Raw genomic sequence first — 23,168 nt, forward strand, 5'->3', positions numbered from 1 at the left:
CATGACTGCCTTGCTGAGCGTGCGCAACATCGAGACCTGGTACGGCCCGGTGAATGCGATCCGCGGCGTCAGCCTCGAGGTCGAGGCCGGCCGCATCGTCTGCGTGCTGGGGGCCAACGGCGCCGGCAAGACCACCTTGCTGAACACCATCGCCGGCGTGATCGATCCGGCCAAGGGCAGCATCGAGTTCGAGGGCCGGCGCATCGATGGGCGGGACGCCGACGAGGTGGCGCGTGCCGGCGTGGTGCTGGTGCCCGAGGGCCGGCAGGTCTTCACCTTCCTGAGCGTGATGGAGAACCTGCGCATGGGCGCCTTCGCGCGTCGCCGGGATCCGGAAGTGGCGCGCGACATCGAGCGCGTGTTCGAGTGGTTCCCGCGCCTGAAGGAACGCCGCGCCCAGGCGGCTGGTCTGCTGTCGGGCGGCGAGCAGCAGATGGTGGCGATCGGCCGTGCCTTCATGGGCCGGCCGCGGCTGCTGCTGCTCGACGAGCCCTCGCTCGGCCTGTCGCCGCTGTTCACCAAGGAGATCTTCGCGATCGTGCAGCGCATCCGCAGCGAGACCCGCACCGCGGTGCTGGTGGTCGAGCAGAACGCCGCGATCGCGCTGGCCACGGCCGACGACGGCTACATCGTCGAGCTCGGCCGCATCGTGGCGGCCGACAGCTGCGCCAGGCTGCGCGAGCGCGACGACGTGCGCGACTTCTATCTCGGCGGCGCTGCCGGCCATGCAGCGGGCGCTCAGGCGGCCGCGCGGCCGCAGCGCCGGCGCGCCAGCTGGCGCTAGCCGCGCCCTTCATCCCTCTCACTTCAGGAGACATCCCATGAGCCTTCGCCGTCGCACCCTGTTGAGTTCCGGCCTGGCCGGGCTCGCGCCCGCCTTCCTCGCTGCGCCCGCCCGTGCCGCCGGCGTCAGCAGCACCGAGATCGTGCTCGGCACCCACCTCGACCTCTCGGGGCCGGCCGCGATCACCATGCCGCCGATCCGCAACGGCCTGCAGATGAGCATCGACGAAGTCAACGAGGCCGGCGGCATCCACGGCCGCAAGCTGCGCTTCGTGATCGAGGACAACGGCAGCCAGCCGCCGCAGGCGGTGCGCGCGGTCGACAAGCTGATCCGGCGCGACGAGGTGTTCGCGATGCTGTGCCCCTTCGGCTCCGGCCCGGGCGTGGCGACGGTCAAGAAGACGGTCGATGCGGGCGTGATCTGCTTCGCGCCCTACGGCGCGGCGGCGCTGATCCGCAAGGCCTCGGGCGATTCGCCGCTCTTGTTCACCGCCAACCTGCACTACGACACGACCACCGCCGCCGGCCTCAAGTGGACGATCGCCAAGCTGGGCAGCAAGAAGGTCGGTTTCATCTACCAGGAGGGCCCCTTCGGCGACCTGGTCGGCAAGGGCGTCAGGGAGGCGCTGGCGGCCAAGGGCATGACGCTGTCGGCCGAGGCCGGCTACAAGGTGGGCGACATCGACTTCTCGTCGCAGGTGGCGCGGATGAGGGCGGCGGGTGTCGACCTGATCGTCGGTGCCACCACCACGCGCGAGACCATCGCGGTCTCGGCCGAGGTCAAGAAGCTCGGCTGGACTGGCGTCAACGTGCTGACCGCGAGCCCCGGCCGCGCCGGCACCACCGTGAGCATCGGCAAGGCCTCGGTCGAAGGCCTCTACGGCATCGGCGGCTGGCGCATTACGCCGGCGGCCGAGCAGGATGCCGCGCTCAAGCGCTGGTCCGACAGCTACCGCAAGCGCTTCGGCATGGAGCCCGACGACGTCGCGCTGGTCTTCTACGACTATGCCTCGTGGTTCCTGCAGGGCCTGCGGGCCACCGGCAAGGACCTGGGCACCGACCGCCTGGTGAAGACGCTGCAGGCGTCGAGCTTCAATGGCCAGGCCTCCTACGACACCCAGCGATTCAAGGACAACCACATCGACCCCGAGTGGTGCCGCGTCGAGCAGGTGGTCAACGGCCAGTGGACGCCGCGCTCGGAGATCATCGACCCGGCCAAGAGCAGCCTGTGAGCAGCGCGCTCACGCTGCCGCAGGCCTGGCTGGCGCGCTGCCGTGAACGGCCGGCGCAGGTCGCGATGCGGCACAAGCGGCGCGGCATCTGGCAGCCGTTCGCGTGGTCCGAGTACCTGGCCTCGGCGCGGGCCATCGGCCTGGCGCTCGACCGCCTCGGCCTGGTGCCCGGCGATGTCGTGACCGTGGTGTCGGAGAGCCGGCCCGAGTGGCTCTTCGCCGACATGGCGGCGCAGTCCATGGGCTTCGTGAGCCACGCGGTCTACCCGACCTGCTCGGGCCGGCGCATCGGCAGCCATCTGGCCCTGGCCGGCACGCGCGTCGCATTCGTCGAGGACGCCGAGCAGGCGGCCAAGCTGCTGGCCTCGGCCGAGCGGCTCCCGCGCCTGGCGCGCGTGGTGGCGTTCGAGGAGCGCGGACTGCGCGAACTCGACGACCCGCGGGTGATCGGGCTCGGCGCCTTCATGGCGCAGGACGAGACGTCCACCGATCCGCTGTTCGAGCAGCGCATCGCGGCCGGGCAGGGCGGCGACATCGGCTTCCTGGTCGGCACCGCCGGCAGCACCGGTGCGCCCCGCATCGCTGCCTTCACGCAGGCCACGGCGCTGCGGCAGGCGGCCGGGATGCGCAGCGCCCTCGGTGTCGCGGACGGCGACCGCATCCTGTGCTTCGTGCCGCTGGCGAATGCGGCCGAGCGCATGCTCGCGTCGGTGCTGCCGCTGCTGAGCGACTGCCTGGTGCATTTCCCCGAGAGTCCGGCCACCGTGGGCAACGACCTGCGCGAAGTCGAGCCGCACTGGGTGCACGCGCCGCCGCGCTTCTGGGAGAAGCTGCAGGCCCGCACCGAGAGCGCGGCGCTGCGCAGCGCACCCGGCGCGCAGCGGCTCTACCGCCGCAGCGTCGAGGGGCAGTCCGCGGGCTGGCTCCAGCGTGCGGCGCGATGGCAGGTGCGGCGCACGCTGGGGCTGTCTCGCGTGCGGCAGGTGTTCAGCGGCGGGGCGGCGGCCTCGGCCAGCCTCGCCCGCTGGTACCAGGGCATCGGCGTGCCGATGGTCGACCTCTACGAAAGCGCCGAGACCTGCGGGCCTTGCCCGCTGCTGCCGTCGACCTCGCGCGTCAGCCAGGACGGCGAGCTGCAAGTCAAGCCTGCGGCGCTGATGGCGGGCTACTGGCGCGACGGCGGGTTGCAGCCGGCGCCGCTCACCGCCGATGGCTGGCTGCACACCGGCGACCTGGCGCTCAGGGAGCCGGCGGGCGGATGGCGCGTGGTGGGCCGGCTCGCAGATTCGTTCGCCACCGCGTCGGGCGCGCGGGTGGCGCCGGGTGCGATGGAAGCAGCGCTCCAGGCCAGCGCCTTCATCGCCGGTGCGATGTTGGTCGGCGCGCAGCGCGGCCATTGCGCCTGCCTGGTGTCGCTCGAAGAGGAGAGCGTGCTGACCTATGCGCAGAGCCGTGGCATCCCTTTCACCGACTACGGGAACCTGGTGCAGCGGCCCGAGGTGCAGGCGCTGGTGCAGTCCGAGATCGACCGGCTCAATGCCTCGCTCGCCGAGGGCCATCGGATCCGGCGCTTCGGCCTGCTGCCGCGCGCGCTGTCGGTGCATGACGAGGAGATGACACCGGCGCTGCGCATTCATCGCCGCCTGGCGGAGCGCCGCTTTTCCGAGCAGATCGAGGCGCTGTACAGCGCCTGAGGAAGGCGGGCGGCGCGGCCGGCTCAGCCCGGCTGCGCTTCCAGCATGCCGGCCAGCCGGGCGTGGATCAGGCCGTGCGCCTGCGCCATGATGCGGTCGATCAGCTCCTTGACCGTCGGCACGTCGCGGATCAGCCCGGCGACCATGCCGCAGCTCCAGGCGCCGGCGTCCATCTCGCCCTCGACCATCACGCGCGGATAGACGCCCGCCACCTGGTCGTAGACATCGGAGATCTGCAGCGCCGCGCCTTTCTCGCGCTCGATCTGCAGGATGCGCTCGACGCCGGCGTTGTTCAGCACCCGCTCGGTGTTGCGCAAGGGGCGCATCACCAGGCGGGTATCGAGCTCGCTGGCCTTCACGATCGCCTGCTTGACGTTGTCGTGCACCGGTGCTTCCTGGGTCGCGATGAAGCGCGTGCCCATGTTCATGCCGTCGGCGCCCAGCGCCAGCGCCGCCACCAGGCTGCGTCCGTCGGCCATGCCGCCCGAGGCCACGAAGGGAATGCGCAGTTCTTCGGCCGCGCGCGGCAGCAGGATCATGTTGGGCAGGTCGTCCTCGCCCGGATGGCCGCCGCACTCGAAGCCGTCGACGCTGACCGCATCGCAGCCGATCGCCTCGGCCTTGAGCGCATGGCGCACCGAGGTGCACTTGTGGATCACCTTGATGCCGGCCGCCTTGAGCGCCGGCATGTGGGCCTCGGGGCTGCGGCCGGCGGTCTCGACCACGCGGATGCCGCCTTCGGCGATGGCCGCGATGTACTCGGGGTAGGGCGGCGCCGAGAAGGTCGGCAGGAAGGTCAGGTTGACGCCGAAGGGCTTGTCGGTCATCTCGTGGCAGCGGGCGATTTCCTTCGCCAGCAGCTCGGGCGTCTTCTGCGTCAGGCCCGTGATGAGCCCGAGCCCGCCGGCGTTCGATACCGCCGCGGCCAGCTCGGCGAAGCCGACATAGTGCATGCCGCCCTGGATGATCGGGTGCTGGATGCCGAAGAGTTCGGTGATGCGTGTCTTCATGCTCGTGTTCCCTTCGAAGGCCTACCAGCGCTCCATGTAGGGCCGCAGGTCGAGCTCGAAGGTCCAGGCGTCGCGCGGCTGGGCGTGCAGGTGCCAGTAGTTGTCGGCGATGTGCTCGGGGTTGAGGATGCCGTCCTGCTCCTTCAGCGCATAGCGTTCGGGGAAGCTGGTGCGGATGAACTCGGTGTCGATCGCGCCGTCGACCACGACGTGCGCGACGTGGATGTTGCGCGGCCCGAGTTCGCGCGCCATGCTCTGCGCCAGCGCCCGCAGCGCATGCTTGGCGCCGGCGAAGGCGGCGAAGTTGGCGGCGCCGCGCAGGCCGGCCGTGGCGCCCGTGAAGAGGATGGTGCCGCGGCCGCGCGTCACCATCCGCTTGGCCACTTCGCGGCCATTGAGGAAGCCGCTGAAGCAGGCCATCTCCCAGATCTTGAAGTACTTGCGTGCGGTCTCCTCGAGGATGCTGGAGGGCACGTTGGCGCCGATGTTGAAGACCATCACCTCGATCGGTCCGTGCTCGCGCTCGACCTGCTCGATCAGCGCGATCACGTCCTCTTCCTTGCGGGCGTCGCTGCTGAAGCCGAAGGCCTGGCCGCCGGCGGCGTGGATGGCGTCGACCGTGGGCTGCAGCTTGTCGGCCGAGCGCCGCGTGAGGCAGGCGATGTAGCCCTCTTTCGCGAAGCGGGCCGCGATGGCGCCGCCCGTTGCATCGCCGGCACCGATCACCAGCGCGACTTTTCCCTGACCTTGCGACTCCGCCATGACTGTCTCCTTTGGATTGATGAATGAGCGTTTAGCTAAACGAACGTTAGCCAAAGCCACGAGCGGTGTCAAGCAAGCGCGCGGCCCGCGCCGATGGAATCAGGTCTTCTTGTGGCCCGGCGAGGTCGAGCAGGGATGCTCGAGCGCATGCGCCTGGTCGATGAAGCGGCGGCTCGCGGCCAGCAGTTCCTTGCGCGTCTTGTCGCTCTCGACCGCGCGTGCCAGCACCACCGCGCCGACGCACTGCGCGATCAGCGCCCAGGCGGCGTCGGAGTCACCGATGCGATCGCTCCAGTTCTTCTGCGTGCGCTTGAGGCTGGCCTCGACTGCCTTGCGCACCTCGGGTCCGGCGCGCGCGATCTCTGGGCCCAGGGCGGTCAGGGCGCAGCCCTGGGCGGGGTTCTCGACGTGGAAGCTGCTCAGGTAGCCGCGCAGGCAGCGCGCCACGTGGTCGGCCGGCGAATCCTCGTTGCCGGCCAGCATGTCGGCGCTGTTGTCCACCTCTTCGCTGATCAGTGCCTCGAACAGCGCTTGCTTCGACGGGAAGTGGCTGTAGAAGGCGCCGCCGGTCATGCCGATGGCGCCCATCAGCGCATCGACGCCGGTGGCCTCGAAGCCGCCGCGCTTGGCGATCGCCCGGCTGCTGGCCATCAGCTTGTCGCGGACTTCTTGTTTGTGGGTGCTGGAGTAGCGCATCGGAGGCCTCGGGGGAACCCTTGTTGACAATGAAAAAACAATAACATAACTTCCGTTCAGTTAACGAACGTTTATTAAAGGAGCGGCGATGGGCAAGACGGTGGAGTTCTTTTTCGATGTGGGGAGTCCGGCTTCGTACCTGGCGTGGACGCAGTTGCCGACCCTCTGCGCGGCGGCCGGCGCCGAGCTGGTCTACAAGCCGATGCTGCTCGGCGGCGTCTACCAGGCGACCGGCAACGCCTCGCCCGGCGCCATTCCGGCCAAGGGCCGCTACACGGTGCGCGACTACGAGCGGCATGCACGCAAGTACGGCGTGCCCTATCTCAACAACCCACACTTCCCGATCATCACGCTGTTCCTGATGCGGGCCGTGACCGGCGTGCAGTTGCGGGAGCCGGAGCGCCTGCAGGAAATGCTGGCGGCCGTGTTCAAGGCGATGTGGATCGACGCGCTGGACCTCAACCAGCCGGCACTCACGGCGAAGACGCTGGCGGACGCGGGCTTCTCGCCCGAAGCCGTCCAGGCGCTGGCCGCCGACCCCGAGGTCAAGGCGGCGCTGAAGGCCACCACCGACGAGGCCGTGGCGCGCGGGGTCTTCGGCGCTCCCACCAGTTTCGTCGGCGACGAGATGTTCTTCGGCCAGGACCGGATGGACATGATCCGCGAAGAGCTCGCGCGCTGAGCGCGCATCGATCACAAAACCAGGAGACACCATGGAATCACGACGCTGGCATGCCGCCTATCCGCCCGGACTGGCCAACGAGATCGACCTGCCGCCGGGCGAGACGCTGGCGGCCATGCTCGAGCGCTCGATCGCGTCATACGCCGAACGCACCGCGGTGACGGCCGGCAGCGAGTCGCTGAGCTATGCCGAGCTTGGCCGGCTGTCGGATCGGCTCGCGGCGCACTTCGCCGAGGCCGGCTTGCGCCAGGGCGACCGGATCGCACTGATGCTGCCCAACGGGCTCGCGTTCCCGATCGCGATGGCCGCGATCCTGCGCAGCGGAATGGTCGGCGTGCCGGTGAATCCGCTCTACACACCGCGCGAGCTGGCGCATCAGCTCGCCGATGCGGGCGTGCGCTGCATCGTGCTGGCCGAGTCGCTGCGCGAGGCGCTGGAGGGCGTGATCCTCGAAGCCGGTGTCGGGCAGATCCTCACGGCGCCTACCGCGGGGCTGCTGGCCGCGATCGCGGCCGAGGCCGGTGCCGTTGCCAGTGCCACCGGCGATCCGGCAAAAAGAATGACCTTGGCCGCCGCGATCGCTCGGGCCGGCGAGCTGCCGGCGCCGGTCGTGCAGATCGACCCGGCCGATCCGGCCTTCCTCCAGTACACGGGCGGCACCACCGGCCTGTCCAAGGGCGCGGTGCTGACGCATCGCAGCGTCGGTGCCGGCGTGCTGCAGTCTCTGAGCTGGATGCGGCTCGCCGTCGACACCCGCGAGTGGTCGGTGGTGGCGCCGCTGCCGCTCTATCACATCTATCCGCTGCAGGTGTCGCTGATCACCTTCCAGCTCGGCGGCGTGATGCGGCTGGTTTCCAACCCGCGCGACCCGGGCGCGGTGATCGCCGAGATGAAGCGCGCGCCCTTCCTGGTTTTCATCGGCGTCAACACGCTGTTCAACGCGCTGGTCAACGCGCCCGAGCTGGCGAGCGTCGATTTCAGCGGCACCGGGCTGGTGATCGGCGCCGGTGCCTCCATCCAGCAGGCGGTGTCGCAGCGCTGGCATGCGGCCGGCGGCCTGCCGATCACCGAGGCCTACGGACTCACCGAGACCTCGCCCTCGGCGACCTTCAATCCGCCCGGGCGCAACGGCTCGATCGGCATCCCGGTGCCGTCGACCGATGCCCGCATCGTCGACGACGACGGCCGCCCGGTGCCCGACCGCACGCCGGGCGAACTGCTGCTCAAGGGGCCCCAGCTGTTCGCGGGCTACTGGAAGCGCGAGGAGGACACGCGCAAGGCGCTGACCGAGGACGGCTTCTTCCGCACCGGCGACGTGGTGGTGGCCGATGCCAGCGGCGCGATGAAGATCGTCGATCGCAAGAAGGACATGATCCTGGTGTCGGGCTTCAACGTCTATCCGAACGAGATCGAGGCGGTGGTCGCGATGCACGAGGGCGTGGTCGAGTGCGCCTGCATCGGCCAGCCCGACGCGCGCTCGGGCGAGGCGCCGCATCTGTTCGTGGTGCGGCGCAGCGAAGCACTGACCGCCGGCGAGGTCGAGGCCCATTGCCGCGCCAACCTGGCGGGCTACAAGGTGCCGCGGCAGATCAGCTTCCTGCAGGCGCTGCCGAAGTCGACCGTCGGCAAGATCCTGCGTCGCGAGCTGCGTCCATCATGAGCGGCTACATCGCCCCTGTGCGCGACCTGCGCTTCGTGCTGCATGAACTGCTCGAGGTTTCTGCCACTTCGCCTGCCGACGGCGGCGAAGCGCTCGACCGCGAGACCATCGACCAGATCCTCGACGCCGCCGGCAGCTTTGCATCGGAGGTGATCGCGCCGCTGAACGGCAGCGGCGACCGCGAGGGCTGCCGCATGCCGGCCCCGGGCGTCGTCCAGACGCCAGCGGGATTCCGCGAGGCCTACGACCGCTTCTGCGCCGGCGGCTGGACCGCGCTGGCCTGCGACCCCGCGCACGGCGGGCAGGGCATGCCCTCGGTGCTCGACAACGCGCTCTACGAGATGTTCTGCGGCGCCAACATGGGCTGGGCGGCCTACCCGGGCATGTCGCACGCGGCCTATACCTGCATCGCGAGCAACGGCGATGCCGAACAGCAAGCGCTCTACCTGCCGCGCATCGCCTCGGGCGAATGGGCCGGCACCATGTGCCTGACCGAGCCGCATGCGGGCACCGACCTGGGCCTGCTGCGCACGCGGGCCCAGCCGCGGGCCGACGGCAGCTACGCGGTCACCGGCACCAAGATCTTCATCTCGGGCGGCGAGCAGGACCTGACGGACAACATCGTGCACCTGGTGCTGGCGCGGCTGCCGGATGCGCCGCCGGGCGTGAAGGGGATCTCGCTGTTCATCGTGCCGAAGTTCCTGCCCACGGCCGCGGGCGGCATCGGCGAGCGCAATGCGCTGGCCTGCGGCTCGATCGAGCGCAAGATGGGCATCCACGGCAACGCCACCTGCACCATGAACTTCGACGGCGCCACCGGCTGGCTGCTCGGCGAAGCCAACCGCGGCCTGGCGGCGATGTTCGTGATGATGAACCACGCCCGCATCGTGGTCGGCGTCAATGCGATCGGCCTGATGGAAGCGGCCTGCCAGAAGGCGCTGGGCTATGCCCGGGACCGCACGCAGGGCAGGGCGCCGACCCTGGCCGCGCGCAGCGGCCCGGCGGACCCCATCCTTGCGCACGCCGACGTCCGGCGCATGCTGCTGACCCAGAAGGCATACGTGGAGGGCACGCGCGCCTTCGCGCTCTGGGCCTCGCAGCTGGCCGACGTCCAGCATCGCGGCGCCGACCCGAAGGAGCGCGAGCGGGCTGCGACCCTGCTGGCGCTGGCGACGCCGATCGTCAAGGCCTTCTCGAGCGAGCTCGCGGTCGAATGCACCAGCATGGCGATGCAGGTCTTCGGCGGCCATGGCTTCATCGCCGACAACGGCGTCGAGCAGCATCTGCGCGATGCCCGGATCATTCCGCTGTACGAAGGCGCCAACGGCATCCAGGCGATGGACCTGCTGGGTCGCAAGGTGCTGGCCGACGGGGGCGCGGGGCTTGGCCTGTTCCTCGAAGCGGTCGAGCAGTTCGCACAGGCGCAGGGCGATGGCCTGCGCGAGTTCGCCGAGCCCCTGAGCGACGTGGTGGCGCTGGCCCGCCGCGCGGCGCGAGATCAGATCGAGCGGGCGGGCGCCGATCCCAACGCGGCCGGCGCCGCCGCGATGCCGTTCCTGCGCTTGATCGGCCATGTCGCACTGGCCTGGATGTGGGCACGCATGGCGGCGTTGGCGCGGGCCCGCCAGTCGCCCGACGGCGATCCGATCTACCGCGCCAAGCTGGCGACCGCGCGCTTCTACTTCGAGCGGCTGCTGCCCGAGACGCAGTCGCTGGCGGTGGTGCTGGGTGCGGATGCGTCCGCGTGGACGGGCGCCGATCTCGACTGGCTGTGAGGCTGAGCGTCCGGCCCTACCCGTGCGCGTGCCACAGCACCGCGAAGAAATGGCAGGCACTCCCCGCCATCACGAACAGGTGCCAGACGAAATGCGCGAAGCGCAGCTTGCTGTCGAACAGGAACACCACGGCGCCGGCGGTGTACGCCAGGCCGCCGGCCACCAGCCAGGCCAGTCCCGCGGCCGACATGCGCTCGTACAGCGGCACCGCGGCCGCCACCGCCATCCAGCCCATCGCGACATACAGGCCGGTCGACCACAGCGGATGCCGCAGCCGGTTGAAGAGCTTGGCGGCCACGCCCAGCACGGCCGCGCCGCAGAGGGCGCCGAACAGCGCCCAGCCCCAGGGGCCGCGCAGCACGCCGAACAGGAAGGGCATGTAGCTGCCGGCGATGAACAGGTAGATGGCCGCGTGGTCGAGCCGGTTGAACCAGTCCTTGGCACGGCCGAGGGGCAGGGCGTGGTACAGGGTCGACACGCCGTACAGCAGGATCATCGTGCCCGCGAAGAGGCTGGCGCCCACCACCGCCGCCGCGCTCTGCCGCGAGGCGCTCCAGACCAGGATCGGCAGCGAGGCGATGGCCAGCAGCAGGCCCAGGCCGTGGCTCAGCGCGTTCAGGATTTCTTCGGCGACCGTCTGGTCGCGTTCGGCGACACGCATGACAGGCTCCTCAGGCGGCCGGGCCCTTGACCATGGCCATCGCCGAGCTGATCAGCGTCGACACTTCGGTCATGTTGCTCGGCACGATCAGCGTGGTCTTCGACTTGTCGGCCACCTTGCCGTAGGCCTGCAGCGCCTCCTCGGCCACCTTGAGCTGCACCGCCGACTGCCCGCCGGGCTTCTCGATCGCTTCGGCGATGCGCGCGATGGCGCCGGCCGTGGCTTCGGCCACCGCACTGATCGCCGCGGCCTCGCCCTGCGCCTTGTTCACGACCGCCTGCTTCTCGCCCTCGGAACGCGCGATGGCGGCTTCGCGCTCGCCGGTGGCGATGTTGATCTGCTCCTGGCGGCGCCCCTCGGAGGCGGCGATCAGCGCGCGCTTCTCGCGCTCGGCCGTGATCTGCGACTGCATCGCGTGCAGGATCTCGTTGGGCGGGGTCAGGTCCTTGATCTCGTAGCGAAGCACCTTCACGCCCCAGTTGAGCGCGGCCTCGTCGATCGCGGCCACCACCTGGGCGTTGATGATGTCGCGCTCCTCGAAGGTCTTGTCGAGCTCGAGCTTGCCGATCACGCTGCGCAGCGAGGTCTGGGCCAGCTGGGTGACGGCGATGATGTAGTTCGACGAGCCGTAGCTGGCGCGCATCGGGTCGGTGACCTGGAAGTACAGGATGCCGTCGACCGTGAGCTGCGTGTTGTCGCGCGTGATGCAGACCTGGCTCGGCACATCGAGCGGCACTTCCTTGAGGCTGTGGCGGTAGGCCACGCGGTCGATGAAGGGGACGATGAAGTTGGCGCCGGGCAGCAGCGTGGCGTTGTACTTGCCCATGCGCTCGACCACCCAGGCGTGCTGCTGCGGGACGAACTTGACGGCGCGCGCCACGAACAGGATGGCGACGACGAGGAGGACGAGCGAGATTTCCATGAGGGCTTTCAGCTTTCTTCAGTGATGGGTGGCGTCCGGGCGGCGCTTTCAGCCGATGAACTCGACGACCAGGAAGTTGCCCTGGACGTCGACGATCCGGTGCAGGCCGGGCAAGGTGGGAGCGTCGGCCAGCGGCTTGGCCTGCCAGGTGGCGCCGCGATAGCGGACCTCGGTGGTGCGGTCCGGGCTCCACGCTGCGACCGTGACCTGCTCGCCGACATCGATCTGCATGTCGGCCAGGCGCGCCTTCGGATGGCGCGAGGAGCGCAGGTACCAGCCGCCGACGAATGCCACGCAAGCCACGGCGGCGCAGACGATCTGCGTCGGCATCGCCGCGCCGAGGTGCGCGGCCAGCGCGCCGACCGCGAAGCCGATCGCCACCAGCAGGGCATAGATGGTGCCCGTGACGAGTTCCAGGGCGACCAGCGCGAAGGTCATCAACCACCAGACAGTGGGGGCCGTCATGTTCATCCTTTCAAACGGCGGGAGCGAGGTGCTTCGAGGATAGCCGGTCGACGTTCGCACGCGCCCGGCATGGCAGGCGGGCGGGACTGGTATTGCGCCGAGGCACTGCAGTGGCGGCAGCGGCGGAGCAGGGCGGCGCCGGGCCCGTCGCACGTGGCGTCGGAAGCAGGGTGGCAGTCTGAGCTACACTCCGCGCCGCTTGCAGCTTGCGTCGCAGGCTGCGCCGCCATAGGCAACATGGCGAAAAAAACCATCCATAGGAAATTTGAAGTGAACCGTATCGAACTGGTCGAGAAGATCGCCACCACGCACAACGTCAGCAAGGCAGAAGCCGCACGCATCCTTGAAACCGTCACCGGCTCCATCGTCGCTGCAGTGAAGAAGGGCGACCCCGTCCAGCTGATCGGCTTCGGCACGTTCAAGCAAGTGGCCCGCGCTGCCCGCACCGGCTTCAACCCGCAAGCCGGCGCAGCGATCAAGATCGCCGCACAGAAGGTGCCGAAGTTCGTGCCGGGCGCAGCCTTCAAGGCCGCCGTCGACCCGAAGGCCGCCAAGCGCAAGGCCGACAAGGCTGCTGCGAAGCCGGCCGCCAAGAAGGCCGCACCGGCGAAGAAGGCCGCTGCACCCGCCAAGAAGGCACGCAAGTAAGCCGCTGGGCTTCTGCAAAACGAAACGGCCCCTCGGGGCCGTTTTTTATTGCCGTGGGGGTGGCCGGTCAGGCTCGGAAATCCTCGCGGCCCAGGCAGACGGCACGGGTCGGATTCTCCCGGTAGCGCGCGGTCGCCAGCGCGTCGATCGAGTCGGCGTTGCGCGCATAGGCCTGCACCAGGTCGGCGTCGCGGCCCTCGGGCGCGTGGAAGCGGGCATGCAGCGCCTCTTCGTCGATGCGCGCGATGATGCGGGCGCCGTCGTAGCCGTCGGGATAGATGGCGAACTGCACGCTGCCGGTCGCCGGATGGAAGATCGCTTCTGAAGCCATGATGGGACGCGCTGCTACTTGTAACCGTTTGTGGCAGTATCGCAGCTTCATATGACAGCGCGATACACGCCTGATGGCCTAGGTCCGCAGCAAGATGCGGACCATTTCACGGTCGTCGTCACAAATTGACAGGAATCCGGAGGATCAGGCTTCGACCAGCATCCCGCGCTCTTCGATGAACGACACCACCTCGGCCAGACCGGTGTGGGTCTTGAGGTTGGTCATCACGAAGGGGCGCTGCTTGCGCATGCGCCGGGTGTCGGCTTCCATCACGCCGAGGTCCGCACCGACATAGGGCGCCAGGTCGGTCTTGTTGATCACGAACAGGTCGCTTTTGGTGATGCCGGGGCCGCCCTTGCGCGGGATCTTCTCGCCGGCCGCGACGTCGATCACGTAGATCGTCAGGTCGGACAGCTCGGGGCTGAAGGTGGCCGCCAGGTTGTCGCCGCCCGATTCGACGAACACCACGTCGGCGTCGGGGAACTGGGCCAGCATGCGGTCGATGGCCTCGAGGTTGATCGATGCGTCTTCGCGGATCGCGGTGTGCGGGCAACCGCCGGTTTCCACGCCCATGATGCGTTCGGCCGGCAGCGCGCCGGCGACCGTCAGCAGGCGCTGGTCTTCCTTGGTGTAGATGTCGTTGGTGATCGCGATCAGGTCGTACTTGTCGCGCATCGACTTGCATAGCATCTCAAGCAGCGTGGTCTTGCCGGAGCCGACCGGGCCGCCGATGCCCACGCGCAGCGGCGGCAGTTTCTTGGTGCGGTGGGGGATGTGGTGGAGAGCGGAGGACATGGGGGGCCTTGGCATTAGCTTCTGAAGAGGCGCGAGTATTGAGTTTCGTGGCGGGCCGACAGCACGGCAAGCATCGGCGAGAAGGCTTGCCGCTCGCCATCATCGAGTGTGATCGCATGATCGACCGCTGCGGGGATTTCCGCCGCCAGACGACCCAGGATGCGCTGCCCGGCGCTCTGGCCGAGCGGCACCGCCTTGACCGCGGCGCCGATCATGTTCTCGGCCCAGCCGAAGGCGAAGGCCAGGCAGGCGTCGCGCACCGGCGCCTCGGTGCGGCTGGCGGCGAAGGCGAAGGCGATCGGGTAGCTCGCGGGCAGCGACTCGAAGCTGCTTGCGACGTCGGCATGGTGCAGCTTGAGCCATTCGACGAAGGAGCGGCCCATCTGCTCGGTCTGCAGCAGGAACTCGGCCGATTCCCGAGTCTGGAAGATCCAGTCGTTGAGCGCCTGGATGCGCGCCATGTCGGAGCGCCGCCAGGCCGGCACGGCCTGCGCCACCACGGCCAGGTCGGCGCGGGCGAGGGCCAGGTGCAGCTGGTCGGCCAGCCAGTCGGAGACCGCTTGCTCGGTGGCGATGCCGGCGCCGTCGATCGCGGCTTCGAGGCCTTCCGAGTACGAGAAGCCACCGACCGGCAGCGCCGGCGAGGCCAGCCAGATCAGCTGCAGCAGGCTGCTGGCGGGCAGGGCGGCCGGCGCGTCATCCACAGTTCGAGGGGCCGTGGGCATGCGAGTGCCCGTGGTCGTGGGCGTGGTCGTGCCCGCCGCCGCCGCTGTGCGCCGGCGAGCCCGAGTACGCGTCCGGATGCAGCACCGGCCCGACCGGCGCCGTGCCATGCGAGTGTGCCGAATGGCCGTGCCCGTGACCGCCGCCGTGCGCCCCGTAGGCGCCGCCTTCGGGTTCGAAGGCTTCCTCGGCTTCGCGCACGATCAGGTGCATCGAGCGCAGCATGCCGGCCAGCACGTGGTCGGGCTCGATCTTCAGGTGGTCGGGCTTGAGCTCGATCGGCACGTGCCGATTGCCCAGGTGGTAGGCCGCGCGCATCAGGTCGAAGGGCGTGCCGTGCGCGCTGCAGTGCGTGATGACCAGCACCGGCTGCGGCGCGGCCACGACCTTGACCAGCGAGCCGTCCTCGGCCACCAGCACGTCACCGCCGCGCACGGCGGTGCCGCGCGGCAGGAAGACGCCGAGCTGGCGGCCTTGCGAATCGGTGGCGTCGAAGCGGCTCTTCTGGCGCACGTCCCAGTCGAGTTCGACCGTGGCGGCGCGCTTGAGCAGCACGGCCGCGAGGCCGCCGCCCTGGGGCATGAGTTTGTTGGCTGTGAGCATGACAGGCGAGAGAGTTCGGATGAGGCGGATTGTCGATCCGCGCGCACCCGAACCCGGACTAGAACAAGAAATACCGCTGCGTCATCGGCAGCGACTGCGCCGGATCGCACACCAGCAGCTGCCCGTCGGCGCGCACCGCGTAGGTCTGGTGGTCGATCTCCATCGTCGGCGTGAGCGCGTTGTGCACCATGTGCTGCTTGCGCACGCCGCGGACGTTCTTGACCGCGCTCAATGTCTTGGCGAGGCCGTAGCGCTCGCCGATGCCCGCCGCCAGCCCGGCCTGCGAGACGAAGGTCAGCGAGCTGCGCGAGAGCGAGCCGCCGAAGGCGCCGAACATCGGCCGGTAGTGCACCGGCTGCGGCGTCGGGATCGAGGCATTGGGGTCGCCCATCGCCGCCATCGCGATCGTGCCGCCCTTGATGATCGTGAAGGGCTTGACGCCGAAGAAGGCCGGCTTCCAGACCACCAGGTCGGCCCACTTGCCGACCTCGATGCTGCCGACCTCGTGCGCGATGCCGTGCGCCAGTGCCGGGTTGATCGTGTACTTGGCGACATAGCGCTTGGCGCGGAAGTTGTCGTTGCGTTCGACATCCTCGGGCAGCTTGCCGCGCTGGCCCTTCATCTTGTGGGCGGTCTGCCAGCAGCGGATCACGATCTCGCCCACCCGGCCCATGGCCTGGCTGTCGGAGCTGAACATGCTGATCGCGCCGAGGTCGTGCAGGATGTCCTCGGCCGCGATGGTCTCCTTGCGGATGCGGCTCTCGGCGAAGGCCAGATCCTCGGGGATGCCGGCGTCCAGGTGGTGGCACACCATCAGCATGTCGACGTGCTCGTCGAGCGTGTTCACGGTGTAGGGCATCGTCGGATTGGTCGACGAGGGCAGGAAGTTGGCCTCGCCCACCACCCGCAGGATGTCGGGCGCATGGCCGCCGCCCGCGCCTTCGGTATGGAAGGCGCAGATCCCGCGGCCTTTCACGGCGGCGATGGTGTTCTCGACGAAGCCCGATTCGTTGAGCGTGTCGCTGTGGATCGCCACCTGCGTGTCGGTGGCATCGGCCACGTCCAGGCAGTTGCTGATCGCCGATGGCGTGGTGCCCCAGTCCTCGTGCAGCTTGAGGCCGATCACGCCGGCATCGATCTGCTCGTGCAGCGAAGCCGGCAGGCTGGCGTTGCCCTTGCCCAGGAAGCCGAGGTTCATCGGGAAGGCGTCGGCCGCCTGCAGCATGCGCTCGATGTGCCAGGGGCCCGGCGTCGCGGTGGTCGCGAAGGTGCCGGTCGCCGGGCCGGTGCCGCCGCCCAGCATGGTGGTCACGCCCGAGGCCAGCGCCTCCTCGATCTGCTGCGGGCAGATGAAATGGATGTGGCTGTCGATGCCGCCCGCGGTGACGATGTTGCCTTCGCAGCTGATCACCTCGGTGCCGGCGCCGATCACGATGTCGACGCCCGGCTGGACGTCGGGGTTGCCGGCCTTGCCGATGGCGACGATGCGGCCGTCCTTCAGGCCGATGTCGGCCTTCACGATGCCCCAGTGGTCGAGGATCAGCGCATTGGTCATCACGGTGTCGACCGTGCCTTCGGCGCGCGTGCGCTGGCCCTGCGCCATGCCGTCGCGGATGGTCTTGCCGCCGCCGAACTTCACTTCCTCGCCGTAGCCGCCGGCGTGCAGCGTGTAGTCCTCCTCGACCTCGATCACGAGGTCGGTGTCGGCGAGACGGATGCGGTCGCCCACGGTGGGGCCGAAGATTTCGGCGTAGGCACGCCGCCCGATGGTTGCCATCTAGAGCTTTCCTTGAACCAGGCCGCGAAACCCGTAGATCACGCGGTCACCCGAAAAATCCACCAGCTCGACCGTGCGCTGCTGGCCCGGCTCGAAGCGCACCGCCGTGCCCGAGGCAATGTTCAGCCGCATGCCGCGCGCGGCCTCGCGGTCGAAGCCCAGGGCGCCGTTGGTCTCGGCGAAGTGGTAGTGCGAGCCGACCTGGATCGGCCGGTCGGCGGTGTTCTGGACCACCAGCGTGATCGCGCGGCGGCCGGGATTGAGGACGTGCTCGCCCTCGTCGGTGATGAGTTCGCCAGGGATCATCGATGCCGCCTCAGGCCAGTGCGCCGCCGAGCAGCGCCACGCCGAACAACGCCACCGCGGCGCCCGCGATGCGCGGCAGCCAGCGATGGCCGTGGCGCAACGCCCATCCCGCGGCGATGCCGACCGCGTGCAGCAGGACGGTGGCGGCGAGCATGCCCACAAGGGTCAGGGCGGCGGCGCCGGATTCGCCGTGCAGCTCCTGGCCGTGCGCAATGCCGTGGAAGACTGCGAAGACGCCGACCAGCGCGGCGGCCGCGAGCGGCGGCAGGCGCCGTTGCGTCAGGACCAGCAGGCCCAGCACCAGCAGCGAGGCCGCGATCATCGGCTCGACCGCCGGCAGCTGCACGCCGGCCAGTCCGGCCAGCGCGCCGGCCAGCAGCATCGAGGCGAAGCCCAGCGGCGCCCACAGCAGGTCGGGCCAGGCCCGGCGGGCGGTGAGGGCGCTCCAGAGGCCGACCGCGACCATCGCCGCCAGGTGGTCGGCGCCGGTCAGCGGATGCATGAAGCCGGCGAGCAAGCCGTGGTGCAGGCCGGCGTCGACCCCGGTGTGGGCGCTGGCGGCCAGCGGCAGGGCCGCGAGCAGCAATGCGAGAACGGGTGCAGTACGGGTGATGCGCATGATGGTGTCCTTGTTGTTGTGCGAAACGCTGCGAAGAGAGGCCGTCAGACGATCGGCTGGTGCACGGTCACCAGCTTGGTGCCGTCCGGGAAGGTCGCCTCGACCTGGATATCGGGAATCATCTCGGCGATGCCGTCCATGACGTCGGCCCGGGTCAGCACCGCGCGGCCTTCGCTCATCAGGGCGGCGACGCTCTTGCCGTCCCGCGCACCCTCCATCACGGCGGCCGAGATCAGCGCCACGGCCTCGGGGTAGTTGAGCTTGAGCCCGCGGGCCCGGCGCCGTTCGGCCAGCAGGGCTGCGGTGAAGATCAGCAGCTTGTCTTTTTCGCGCGGTGTGAGTTCCATGGGTGCGGAGGCTTCTGGAGGCAGGCCATTATTGGGCGGTCCTTGCCAGTTGCAACAGTCGTGCCGTGGCACGGAACCTGCACCGATCTGGTGTGGATTCCATCGCCGTTCCCCCCGCTCCGAGCGACGAAGCGCCGCAGCGCATCGTCAAGGTCCGGCGCGACTACAACAGCTGGGTCGCCCGCGAGACGCTGGAGGACTACGCGCTGCGCTACACGCCGCAGCGCTTTCGCCGGATGTCCGAGTGGCGGGTGGCCAGTACGGCTTTCGGTGGCGCCGCCTCCTTCCTGATCCTGGAGGCGGTCGGCGCCACGCTGCTGGTGCAGTACGGCTTCGTCAACGCCTTCTGGGCCATCCTGGTCACCGGGCTGATCATCTTCCTGGCGGGCCTGCCGATCAGCGTCTATGCCGCGCGCTACGGCGTCGACATGGACCTGCTCACGCGCGGCGCCGGCTTCGGCTACATCGGCTCGACCCTGACCTCGCTGATCTACGCCTCCTTCACCTTCATCTTCTTCGCCCTCGAGGCCGCGGTGATGGCCTATGCGCTCGAGCTCGCGCTCGGCGTGCCGCCGGTCTGGGGCTACCTGGTCTGCGCGCTGGTGGTGATCCCGCTGGTCACGCACGGCATCTCGGCCATCAGCCGGCTGCAGGTCTGGACCCAGCCGGTCTGGCTGCTGATGCTGGTGGTGCCCTTCGGCTATGTGCTGGCGCGCGATCCTGGTGCGTTCGCTGGTGTCACGCACTACATCGGTTCGAAGTCCAAGGTCGATGGCTTCGATCTGCACCTTTTCGGTGCTGCGTTGACCGTCGGCATCGCGCTGATCACGCAGATGGGCGAGCAGGCCGACTACCTGCGCTTCATGCCGGCGCGCACGGCGGCCAACCGCGGCCGCTGGTGGGCCGGCGTGCTGGCGGGCGGTCCCGGCTGGGTGGTGATGGGCGTGCTCAAGATGCTCGGCGGCGCCCTGCTGGCCTACCTGGCGATCAGCCACATGGTGCCGCCCGAGCGCGCGGTCGACCCCAACCAGATGTACCTGGCGGCCTACGAGTACGTGTTCCCGAACTACGGCTGGGCGGTGGCGGCGACCGCGATCTTCGTCGTCATCTCGCAGCTCAAGATCAACGTCACCAATGCTTATGCCGGCTCGCTGGCCTGGAGCAACTTCTTCTCGCGCGTCACGCACAGCCATCCGGGCCGCGTGGTGTGGGTGGTGTTCAACGCGCTGATCGCCTTCATGCTGATGGAGATGAACGTGTTCGAGGCGCTCGGCGACGTGCTGGGCCTCTACGCCAACATCGCGATCGCCTGGATGATGGCGGTGGTGGCCGACCTGGTCATCAACAAGCCGCTGGGCCTGTCGCCGCCGGGCATCGAGTTCAAGCGGGCGCATCTCTGGGACATCAACCCGGTCGGAGTCGGCGCGATGGCGCTGGCCTCGGTGCTGTCGATCACCGCGCACCTGGGGGTGTTCGGGCCGCTGGCGCAGGCCTTCTCGGCGCTGATCGCGCTCGGCACCGCCTTCGTTGCCTCGCCCCTGATCGCCTGGGCCACGCGCGGCAAGTACTACATCGCGCGGCTCTCCAACGAAGACGGCGCCCCGCCTTTTTCGCCGTCGCCGCGTCGCTCGGCGATCCGCTGGGCGCGGGTCGAGTCCGGCGCCGGCAGCTATCGTCGGCTGGTCACGCAACGCTGCGTGATCTGCGAGCGCGAATACGAAGGCCCGGACATGGCGCACTGCCCGGCCTACCAAGGCGCGATCTGCTCGCTCTGCTGCACCCTGGACGCCCGCTGCGGCGATCTCTGCAAGCCGCAGGCGAGCTTGTCGGCGCAGTGGTCGGGCACGCTGCGCTGGCTGCTGCCGCGCCGCGTCTGGCCCTACCTCGACACCGGGCTCGGCCATTTCCTGCTGCTGATGCTGATCGTGGTGCCGCTCTTGGCCGGCGTCTTCGGCGTGCTCTACCAGCAGGAGTTGCGCGCGCTCGGCGATGCGGTCTTCAGCGACAGCGTGCGGCCGGGCGTGCAGCCGGACTCGCTGCGCTCGGGCTTCCTGAAGGCCTACATGGCGCTGCTGGTGATCGCAGGCATCGTCGCCTGGTGGCTGGTGCTGGCACACCAGAGCCGCAAGGTGGCGCAGGAGGAATCGAACCGCCAGACCCACCTGCTGGTGCGCGAGATCGAGCTGCACCGCAAGACCGACCGGGCGCTGCAGGCGGCCAAGCAGAGCGCCGACCAGGCGCGTTCCGTCGCCGAGGAAGCGAAGCTGGCGGCCGACCAGGCCAACCAGGCCAAGAGCCGCTACATCAGCGCCATCAGCCACGAACTGCGCACGCCGCTCAACAGCATCCTGGGCTATGCGCAGCTGATGGGCGAGGACGCCGCCGTGCCGCCGCATCGGCGGCAGGCGGTGGCGGTGATCAAGCGCGGCGGCGAGCACCTGCTGTCCTTGATCGAAGGCACGCTCGACATCGCCCACATCGAGGCCGGCAAGCTCACGCTCAATGCCCGGGCCATGCTGTTCGCCGACCTCATGAGCGAGCTGGCCGACATGTTCGAACTCGAGGCGGCCGAGAAGGGCCTGGCCTTCCGCTTCGAGCCCAGCGGCAGCCTGCCCGAACTGGTGCGGGCCGACGAGAAGCGCGTGCGGCAGATCCTCATCAACCTGCTCGGCAACGCGATCAAGTTCACCGCCGCCGGCCAGGTCACGCTGCGGCTGCGCTATGCGCGCGAGTTCGCGGCGATCGAGATCGAGGACACCGGGCCGGGGATGTCGGCCGAGGAGCTCGGCCGCATCTTCGAGCCCTTCGCGCGCGGCGCCACGGCCGGCCCGGCCGCGCCCGGCGCCGGCCTGGGGCTGACGATCGCCAAGATGCTGATCGACCTGATGGGCGGCGAGATGAGCGTGCAGAGCACGCCCGGCGTCGGCTCGGTGTTCAGCGTGCGGCTGTTCCTGCCGCGCGTGCACGAGGTGCCTGCCGGCGCCGGCCGCCGCCTGCCCGCGCCGGTGGCGCGCCAGCGGCGCGGCTACGAGGGCCGGCGCCGCCGCCTGCTGGTGGTCGACAACGAGGAGGCCGACCGCGAACTGCTGGTGCAGGTGCTCGCGCCGCTGGGCTTCGAGCTGCGCACCGCCGCCAGCGGCCACGATGCGCTGGACCTGGTCGCGGCCGGCTGGCGCCCGGACGCGATGTTCGTCGACCTCGCCATGCCGGGCATCGACGGCTGGGAGACCATCCGCCGCGCGCGCGCTCTCGGCCTGGCCGGCGCCGCGGTGGCGATCGTCTCGGCCAACGCCTTCGACAAGCGGCTGGACAACGATGTCGGCATCACGCCCGATGACTTTTTCGTCAAGCCGGTGCGGCACAGCGAACTGCTCGACTGGCTCGAGCGCCGCCTGGGCATCCGCTGGACCGAGAGCCCGGCTGCGCCGCCGGCGTCCGGACAGGCCGCCGCGGTGCTGCCCTCGAGCACACGCCTGCGCGCGCTCGGGGAGGCGGTCGGCCTGGGGTATTTTCGAGGCATCATGAACCAGCTCGACGACATCGACTCGGCCCAGCCCGAGTGCGCCGCCTGGACCGCGGCCCAGCGCGAACTGGCGCGGCAGTTCCAGTTCGAGGCGATGAGCCGGGCCCTGAGCGCGGCGGTGGGAAGCACATGAGCGACGCGAAGAATCCCCCGATGCTGGTCGACACGCTGCGCGGCAGCGGCGGCAACAGCGACCTGGTGCTGATCGTCGACGACGTGCCGGACAACCTCGCGGTGCTGCACGACGCGCTCGACGAATCGGGCTACACCGTGCTGGTCGCCACCAGCGGCGAGCAGGCGCTGCAGCGCGCGGCGCAGGCGCGCCCCGACATCGTGCTGCTCGACGCGATGATGCCGGGCATCGACGGCTTCGAGGTCGCGCGCCGGCTCAAGGCCGATGCCGCGACCGCGCACATCCCGATCGTCTTCATGACCGGCCTCACCGAGACCGAGCACCTGGTCGCCGCACTGGAGGCCGGCGGCGTCGACTACGTGACCAAGCCGATCAAGCCCAAGGAAGTGCTGGCGCGCATGAACGTCCACCTGCAGGGCGCCCGGCGCGCGCGGCAGGAGGCGCAGCAGGCGGGCCAGGCGCGCAATGCGCTCGACGCCTTCGGCTACGCCAGCATCACGGTGCGCATGCCCGAGGGCAAGCTGATCTGGCAGACCGCGCTGGCGCGCGAGATGCTGATGCGCTATTGCGGCACCAGCGCGCCGGTGACGCCGCCTGCGATCCTCGAATGGCTGCAGCGGCACCTGCCCGATGCGCAGCAGCGGCAGATCGAGCCGCCGGCCCTGGCGATCGCGCAGGGCGCGGCCAGCCTGAGCCTGCGCCTTCACCAGCAGACCGGCCACGACGACGATGGCGACGACTGGCTGATCATCATGCGCGAGGTGTCGGACACCGCGGTGATCGAGGCCATGAGCCTGAGCCTGAAGCTCACGGCACGCGAGGCCGAGGTGCTGTACTGGGTGGTCAAGGGCAAGACCAACAAGGACATCGGCGAGATCCTCGGCAGCAGCCCCGCGACCGCCAAGAAGCACCTGGAGCGGGTCTACGTGAAGCTGGGCGTCGAGACGCGCACCGCGGCGGCGGGCGTTGCCATGAAGCGGATCCGGGAACTTCAGCCCCAGTTCGAGATATAGGGCCTTGT

Annotated in this window: 23 protein-coding genes; 9 read left to right on the forward strand and 14 right to left on the reverse strand. The window is 69.6% G+C overall.

The window, feature by feature from the left end; all coding sequences use genetic code 11:
* The first annotated feature begins 1 nt into the window (after position 1).
* Genes QTI45_RS24255 through QTI45_RS24265 form a run of 3 tightly spaced genes read left to right on the forward strand, consistent with a single transcriptional unit; the run spans position 2 to position 3,709 of the window.
* The gene (locus QTI45_RS24255) at positions 2-784 is read left to right on the forward strand and encodes an ABC transporter ATP-binding protein (RefSeq protein WP_286656120.1); all 783 of its coding nucleotides are present in this window, start codon (positions 2-4) and stop codon (positions 782-784) included.
* 37 nt (positions 785-821) lie between these two features.
* A complete protein-coding gene (locus QTI45_RS24260) occupies positions 822-2,015 on the forward strand; it encodes an ABC transporter substrate-binding protein (protein ID WP_286656121.1) in 1,194 nt (397 codons plus the stop codon).
* Positions 2,012-3,709 (forward strand): AMP-dependent synthetase/ligase, encoded by a 1,698-nt coding sequence (locus QTI45_RS24265; RefSeq protein ID WP_286656122.1) that lies wholly within the window; start codon positions 2,012-2,014, stop codon positions 3,707-3,709. The genes QTI45_RS24260 and QTI45_RS24265 overlap by 4 nt, the downstream gene beginning before the upstream one ends.
* Before the next feature lie 23 nt (positions 3,710-3,732).
* Here QTI45_RS24265 and QTI45_RS24270 read toward each other — a convergent pair whose 3' ends face one another.
* The 3 genes from QTI45_RS24270 to QTI45_RS24280 all read right to left on the reverse strand — a co-directional run bounded on the left by QTI45_RS24270 (position 3,733) and on the right by QTI45_RS24280 (position 6,177).
* Entirely contained in the window at positions 3,733-4,719 is a 987-nt protein-coding gene (locus QTI45_RS24270) for an NAD(P)H-dependent flavin oxidoreductase (RefSeq protein WP_286656123.1), read from the reverse strand.
* Positions 4,720-4,740: 21 nt separating this feature from the next.
* The gene (locus tag QTI45_RS24275; protein ID WP_286656124.1) at positions 4,741-5,481 is read right to left on the reverse strand and encodes an SDR family oxidoreductase; all 741 of its coding nucleotides are present in this window, start codon (positions 5,479-5,481) and stop codon (positions 4,741-4,743) included.
* 99 nt (positions 5,482-5,580) lie between these two features.
* Positions 5,581-6,177, reverse strand: coding sequence for a TetR/AcrR family transcriptional regulator (locus QTI45_RS24280; RefSeq protein ID WP_286656125.1), 597 nt, complete (start codon positions 6,175-6,177; stop codon positions 5,581-5,583).
* A gap of 88 nt (positions 6,178-6,265) precedes the next feature.
* Here QTI45_RS24280 and QTI45_RS24285 point away from each other — a divergent pair, with 88 nt between their 5' ends.
* The 3 genes from QTI45_RS24285 to QTI45_RS24295 are packed head-to-tail and all read left to right on the forward strand — an operon-like array spanning position 6,266 to position 10,294.
* Complete coding sequence (locus QTI45_RS24285; RefSeq protein ID WP_286656126.1) at positions 6,266-6,859, forward strand: 2-hydroxychromene-2-carboxylate isomerase; 594 nt, start codon at positions 6,266-6,268, stop codon at positions 6,857-6,859.
* A gap of 31 nt (positions 6,860-6,890) precedes the next feature.
* Complete coding sequence (locus QTI45_RS24290) at positions 6,891-8,519, forward strand: AMP-binding protein (protein WP_286656127.1); 1,629 nt, start codon at positions 6,891-6,893, stop codon at positions 8,517-8,519.
* The gene (locus QTI45_RS24295) at positions 8,516-10,294 is read left to right on the forward strand and encodes an acyl-CoA dehydrogenase C-terminal domain-containing protein (protein ID WP_286369844.1); all 1,779 of its coding nucleotides are present in this window, start codon (positions 8,516-8,518) and stop codon (positions 10,292-10,294) included. Before QTI45_RS24290 ends, QTI45_RS24295 begins: the two co-directional genes overlap by 4 nt.
* 16 nt (positions 10,295-10,310) lie before the next feature.
* Here the strand turns inward: QTI45_RS24295 and trhA are convergent, their stop codons facing one another.
* Genes trhA through QTI45_RS24310 form a run of 3 tightly spaced genes read right to left on the reverse strand, consistent with a single transcriptional unit; the run spans position 10,311 to position 12,342 of the window.
* The gene (gene trhA / locus QTI45_RS24300; protein WP_286369843.1) at positions 10,311-10,955 is read right to left on the reverse strand and encodes a PAQR family membrane homeostasis protein TrhA; all 645 of its coding nucleotides are present in this window, start codon (positions 10,953-10,955) and stop codon (positions 10,311-10,313) included.
* Between the two features lie 10 nt (positions 10,956-10,965).
* Positions 10,966-11,877: an SPFH domain-containing protein gene (locus QTI45_RS24305; RefSeq protein WP_286369842.1), complete on the reverse strand. Its 912-nt coding sequence runs from the start codon at positions 11,875-11,877 to the stop codon at positions 10,966-10,968.
* A 48-nt stretch (positions 11,878-11,925) separates the two neighbouring features.
* On the reverse strand, positions 11,926-12,342 hold the full coding sequence (locus tag QTI45_RS24310; RefSeq protein ID WP_286369841.1) for an NfeD family protein: 417 nt from the start codon (positions 12,340-12,342) through the stop codon (positions 11,926-11,928).
* A gap of 270 nt (positions 12,343-12,612) precedes the next feature.
* On the opposite strand from QTI45_RS24310, the gene QTI45_RS24315 reads away from it, so the two are divergent.
* Complete coding sequence (locus tag QTI45_RS24315) at positions 12,613-12,990, forward strand: HU family DNA-binding protein (protein WP_286370177.1); 378 nt, start codon at positions 12,613-12,615, stop codon at positions 12,988-12,990.
* Positions 12,991-13,057: 67 nt separating this feature from the next.
* On the opposite strand, the gene QTI45_RS24320 is transcribed toward QTI45_RS24315, so the two are convergent.
* From QTI45_RS24320 to QTI45_RS24355, 8 genes are all read right to left on the reverse strand, one after another.
* The gene (locus QTI45_RS24320; protein ID WP_286369840.1) at positions 13,058-13,321 is read right to left on the reverse strand and encodes a DUF1488 family protein; all 264 of its coding nucleotides are present in this window, start codon (positions 13,319-13,321) and stop codon (positions 13,058-13,060) included.
* Between the two features lie 144 nt (positions 13,322-13,465).
* Positions 13,466-14,116, reverse strand: a complete 651-nt coding sequence (gene ureG, locus QTI45_RS24325; RefSeq protein ID WP_286369839.1) for an urease accessory protein UreG — start codon at positions 14,114-14,116, stop codon at positions 13,466-13,468.
* A 14-nt stretch (positions 14,117-14,130) separates the two neighbouring features.
* Positions 14,131-14,841: an urease accessory protein UreF gene (locus tag QTI45_RS24330; RefSeq protein ID WP_286369838.1), complete on the reverse strand. Its 711-nt coding sequence runs from the start codon at positions 14,839-14,841 to the stop codon at positions 14,131-14,133.
* Positions 14,813-15,442 (reverse strand): urease accessory protein UreE, encoded by a 630-nt coding sequence (ureE, locus tag QTI45_RS24335; RefSeq protein WP_286369837.1) that lies wholly within the window; start codon positions 15,440-15,442, stop codon positions 14,813-14,815. Before ureE ends, QTI45_RS24330 begins: the two co-directional genes overlap by 29 nt.
* A gap of 58 nt (positions 15,443-15,500) precedes the next feature.
* The gene (ureC, locus tag QTI45_RS24340; RefSeq protein ID WP_286369836.1) at positions 15,501-17,219 is read right to left on the reverse strand and encodes an urease subunit alpha; all 1,719 of its coding nucleotides are present in this window, start codon (positions 17,217-17,219) and stop codon (positions 15,501-15,503) included.
* On the reverse strand, positions 17,220-17,525 hold the full coding sequence (locus QTI45_RS24345; RefSeq protein WP_286369835.1) for an urease subunit beta: 306 nt from the start codon (positions 17,523-17,525) through the stop codon (positions 17,220-17,222).
* A gap of 10 nt (positions 17,526-17,535) precedes the next feature.
* Complete coding sequence (locus QTI45_RS24350; RefSeq protein ID WP_286369834.1) at positions 17,536-18,144, reverse strand: HupE/UreJ family protein; 609 nt, start codon at positions 18,142-18,144, stop codon at positions 17,536-17,538.
* Between the two features lie 44 nt (positions 18,145-18,188).
* Positions 18,189-18,491, reverse strand: a complete 303-nt coding sequence (locus tag QTI45_RS24355) for an urease subunit gamma (protein ID WP_286369833.1) — start codon at positions 18,489-18,491, stop codon at positions 18,189-18,191.
* 77 nt (positions 18,492-18,568) lie between these two features.
* Here QTI45_RS24355 and QTI45_RS24360 point away from each other — a divergent pair, with 77 nt between their 5' ends.
* Together QTI45_RS24360 and QTI45_RS24365 are read left to right on the forward strand one after the other, a co-directional pair.
* Positions 18,569-22,147: a hybrid sensor histidine kinase/response regulator gene (locus QTI45_RS24360; protein ID WP_286656159.1), complete on the forward strand. Its 3,579-nt coding sequence runs from the start codon at positions 18,569-18,571 to the stop codon at positions 22,145-22,147.
* Complete coding sequence (locus QTI45_RS24365; protein WP_286369832.1) at positions 22,144-23,160, forward strand: response regulator transcription factor; 1,017 nt, start codon at positions 22,144-22,146, stop codon at positions 23,158-23,160. Before QTI45_RS24360 ends, QTI45_RS24365 begins: the two co-directional genes overlap by 4 nt.
* Positions 23,161-23,168 lie beyond the last annotated feature (8 nt).

This window comes from Variovorax saccharolyticus (genome assembly GCF_030316765.1).
Taxonomy (GTDB): domain Bacteria; phylum Pseudomonadota; class Gammaproteobacteria; order Burkholderiales; family Burkholderiaceae_C; genus Variovorax; species Variovorax saccharolyticus.

Bases quoted from the DNA above. Each gene is read 5' to 3' on its own strand.
- QTI45_RS24365 (WP_286369832.1), top strand. From the start codon at position 22,144: ATGAGCGACGCGAAGAATCCCCCGATGCTGGTCGACACGCTGCGCGGC.
- QTI45_RS24255 (WP_286656120.1), top strand. From the start codon at position 2: ATGACTGCCTTGCTGAGCGTGCGCAACATCGAGACCTGGTACGGCCCG.
- ureC (WP_286369836.1), bottom strand. From the start codon at position 17,219: ATGGCAACCATCGGGCGGCGTGCCTACGCCGAAATCTTCGGCCCCACC.
- QTI45_RS24280 (WP_286656125.1), bottom strand. From the start codon at position 6,177: ATGCGCTACTCCAGCACCCACAAACAAGAAGTCCGCGACAAGCTGATG.
- trhA (WP_286369843.1), bottom strand. From the start codon at position 10,955: ATGCGTGTCGCCGAACGCGACCAGACGGTCGCCGAAGAAATCCTGAAC.
- QTI45_RS24345 (WP_286369835.1), bottom strand. From the start codon at position 17,525: ATGATCCCTGGCGAACTCATCACCGACGAGGGCGAGCACGTCCTCAAT.
- ureG (WP_286369839.1), bottom strand. From the start codon at position 14,116: ATGTCCTCCGCTCTCCACCACATCCCCCACCGCACCAAGAAACTGCCG.
- QTI45_RS24290 (WP_286656127.1), top strand. From the start codon at position 6,891: ATGGAATCACGACGCTGGCATGCCGCCTATCCGCCCGGACTGGCCAAC.
- QTI45_RS24320 (WP_286369840.1), bottom strand. From the start codon at position 13,321: ATGGCTTCAGAAGCGATCTTCCATCCGGCGACCGGCAGCGTGCAGTTC.
- QTI45_RS24310 (WP_286369841.1), bottom strand. From the start codon at position 12,342: ATGACGGCCCCCACTGTCTGGTGGTTGATGACCTTCGCGCTGGTCGCC.
- QTI45_RS24355 (WP_286369833.1), bottom strand. From the start codon at position 18,491: ATGGAACTCACACCGCGCGAAAAAGACAAGCTGCTGATCTTCACCGCA.
- QTI45_RS24270 (WP_286656123.1), bottom strand. From the start codon at position 4,719: ATGAAGACACGCATCACCGAACTCTTCGGCATCCAGCACCCGATCATC.
- ureE (WP_286369837.1), bottom strand. From the start codon at position 15,442: ATGCTCACAGCCAACAAACTCATGCCCCAGGGCGGCGGCCTCGCGGCC.
- QTI45_RS24330 (WP_286369838.1), bottom strand. From the start codon at position 14,841: ATGCCCACGGCCCCTCGAACTGTGGATGACGCGCCGGCCGCCCTGCCC.
- QTI45_RS24260 (WP_286656121.1), top strand. From the start codon at position 822: ATGAGCCTTCGCCGTCGCACCCTGTTGAGTTCCGGCCTGGCCGGGCTC.
- QTI45_RS24275 (WP_286656124.1), bottom strand. From the start codon at position 5,481: ATGGCGGAGTCGCAAGGTCAGGGAAAAGTCGCGCTGGTGATCGGTGCC.
- QTI45_RS24350 (WP_286369834.1), bottom strand. From the start codon at position 18,144: ATGCGCATCACCCGTACTGCACCCGTTCTCGCATTGCTGCTCGCGGCC.
- QTI45_RS24285 (WP_286656126.1), top strand. From the start codon at position 6,266: ATGGGCAAGACGGTGGAGTTCTTTTTCGATGTGGGGAGTCCGGCTTCG.
- QTI45_RS24295 (WP_286369844.1), top strand. From the start codon at position 8,516: ATGAGCGGCTACATCGCCCCTGTGCGCGACCTGCGCTTCGTGCTGCAT.
- QTI45_RS24305 (WP_286369842.1), bottom strand. From the start codon at position 11,877: ATGGAAATCTCGCTCGTCCTCCTCGTCGTCGCCATCCTGTTCGTGGCG.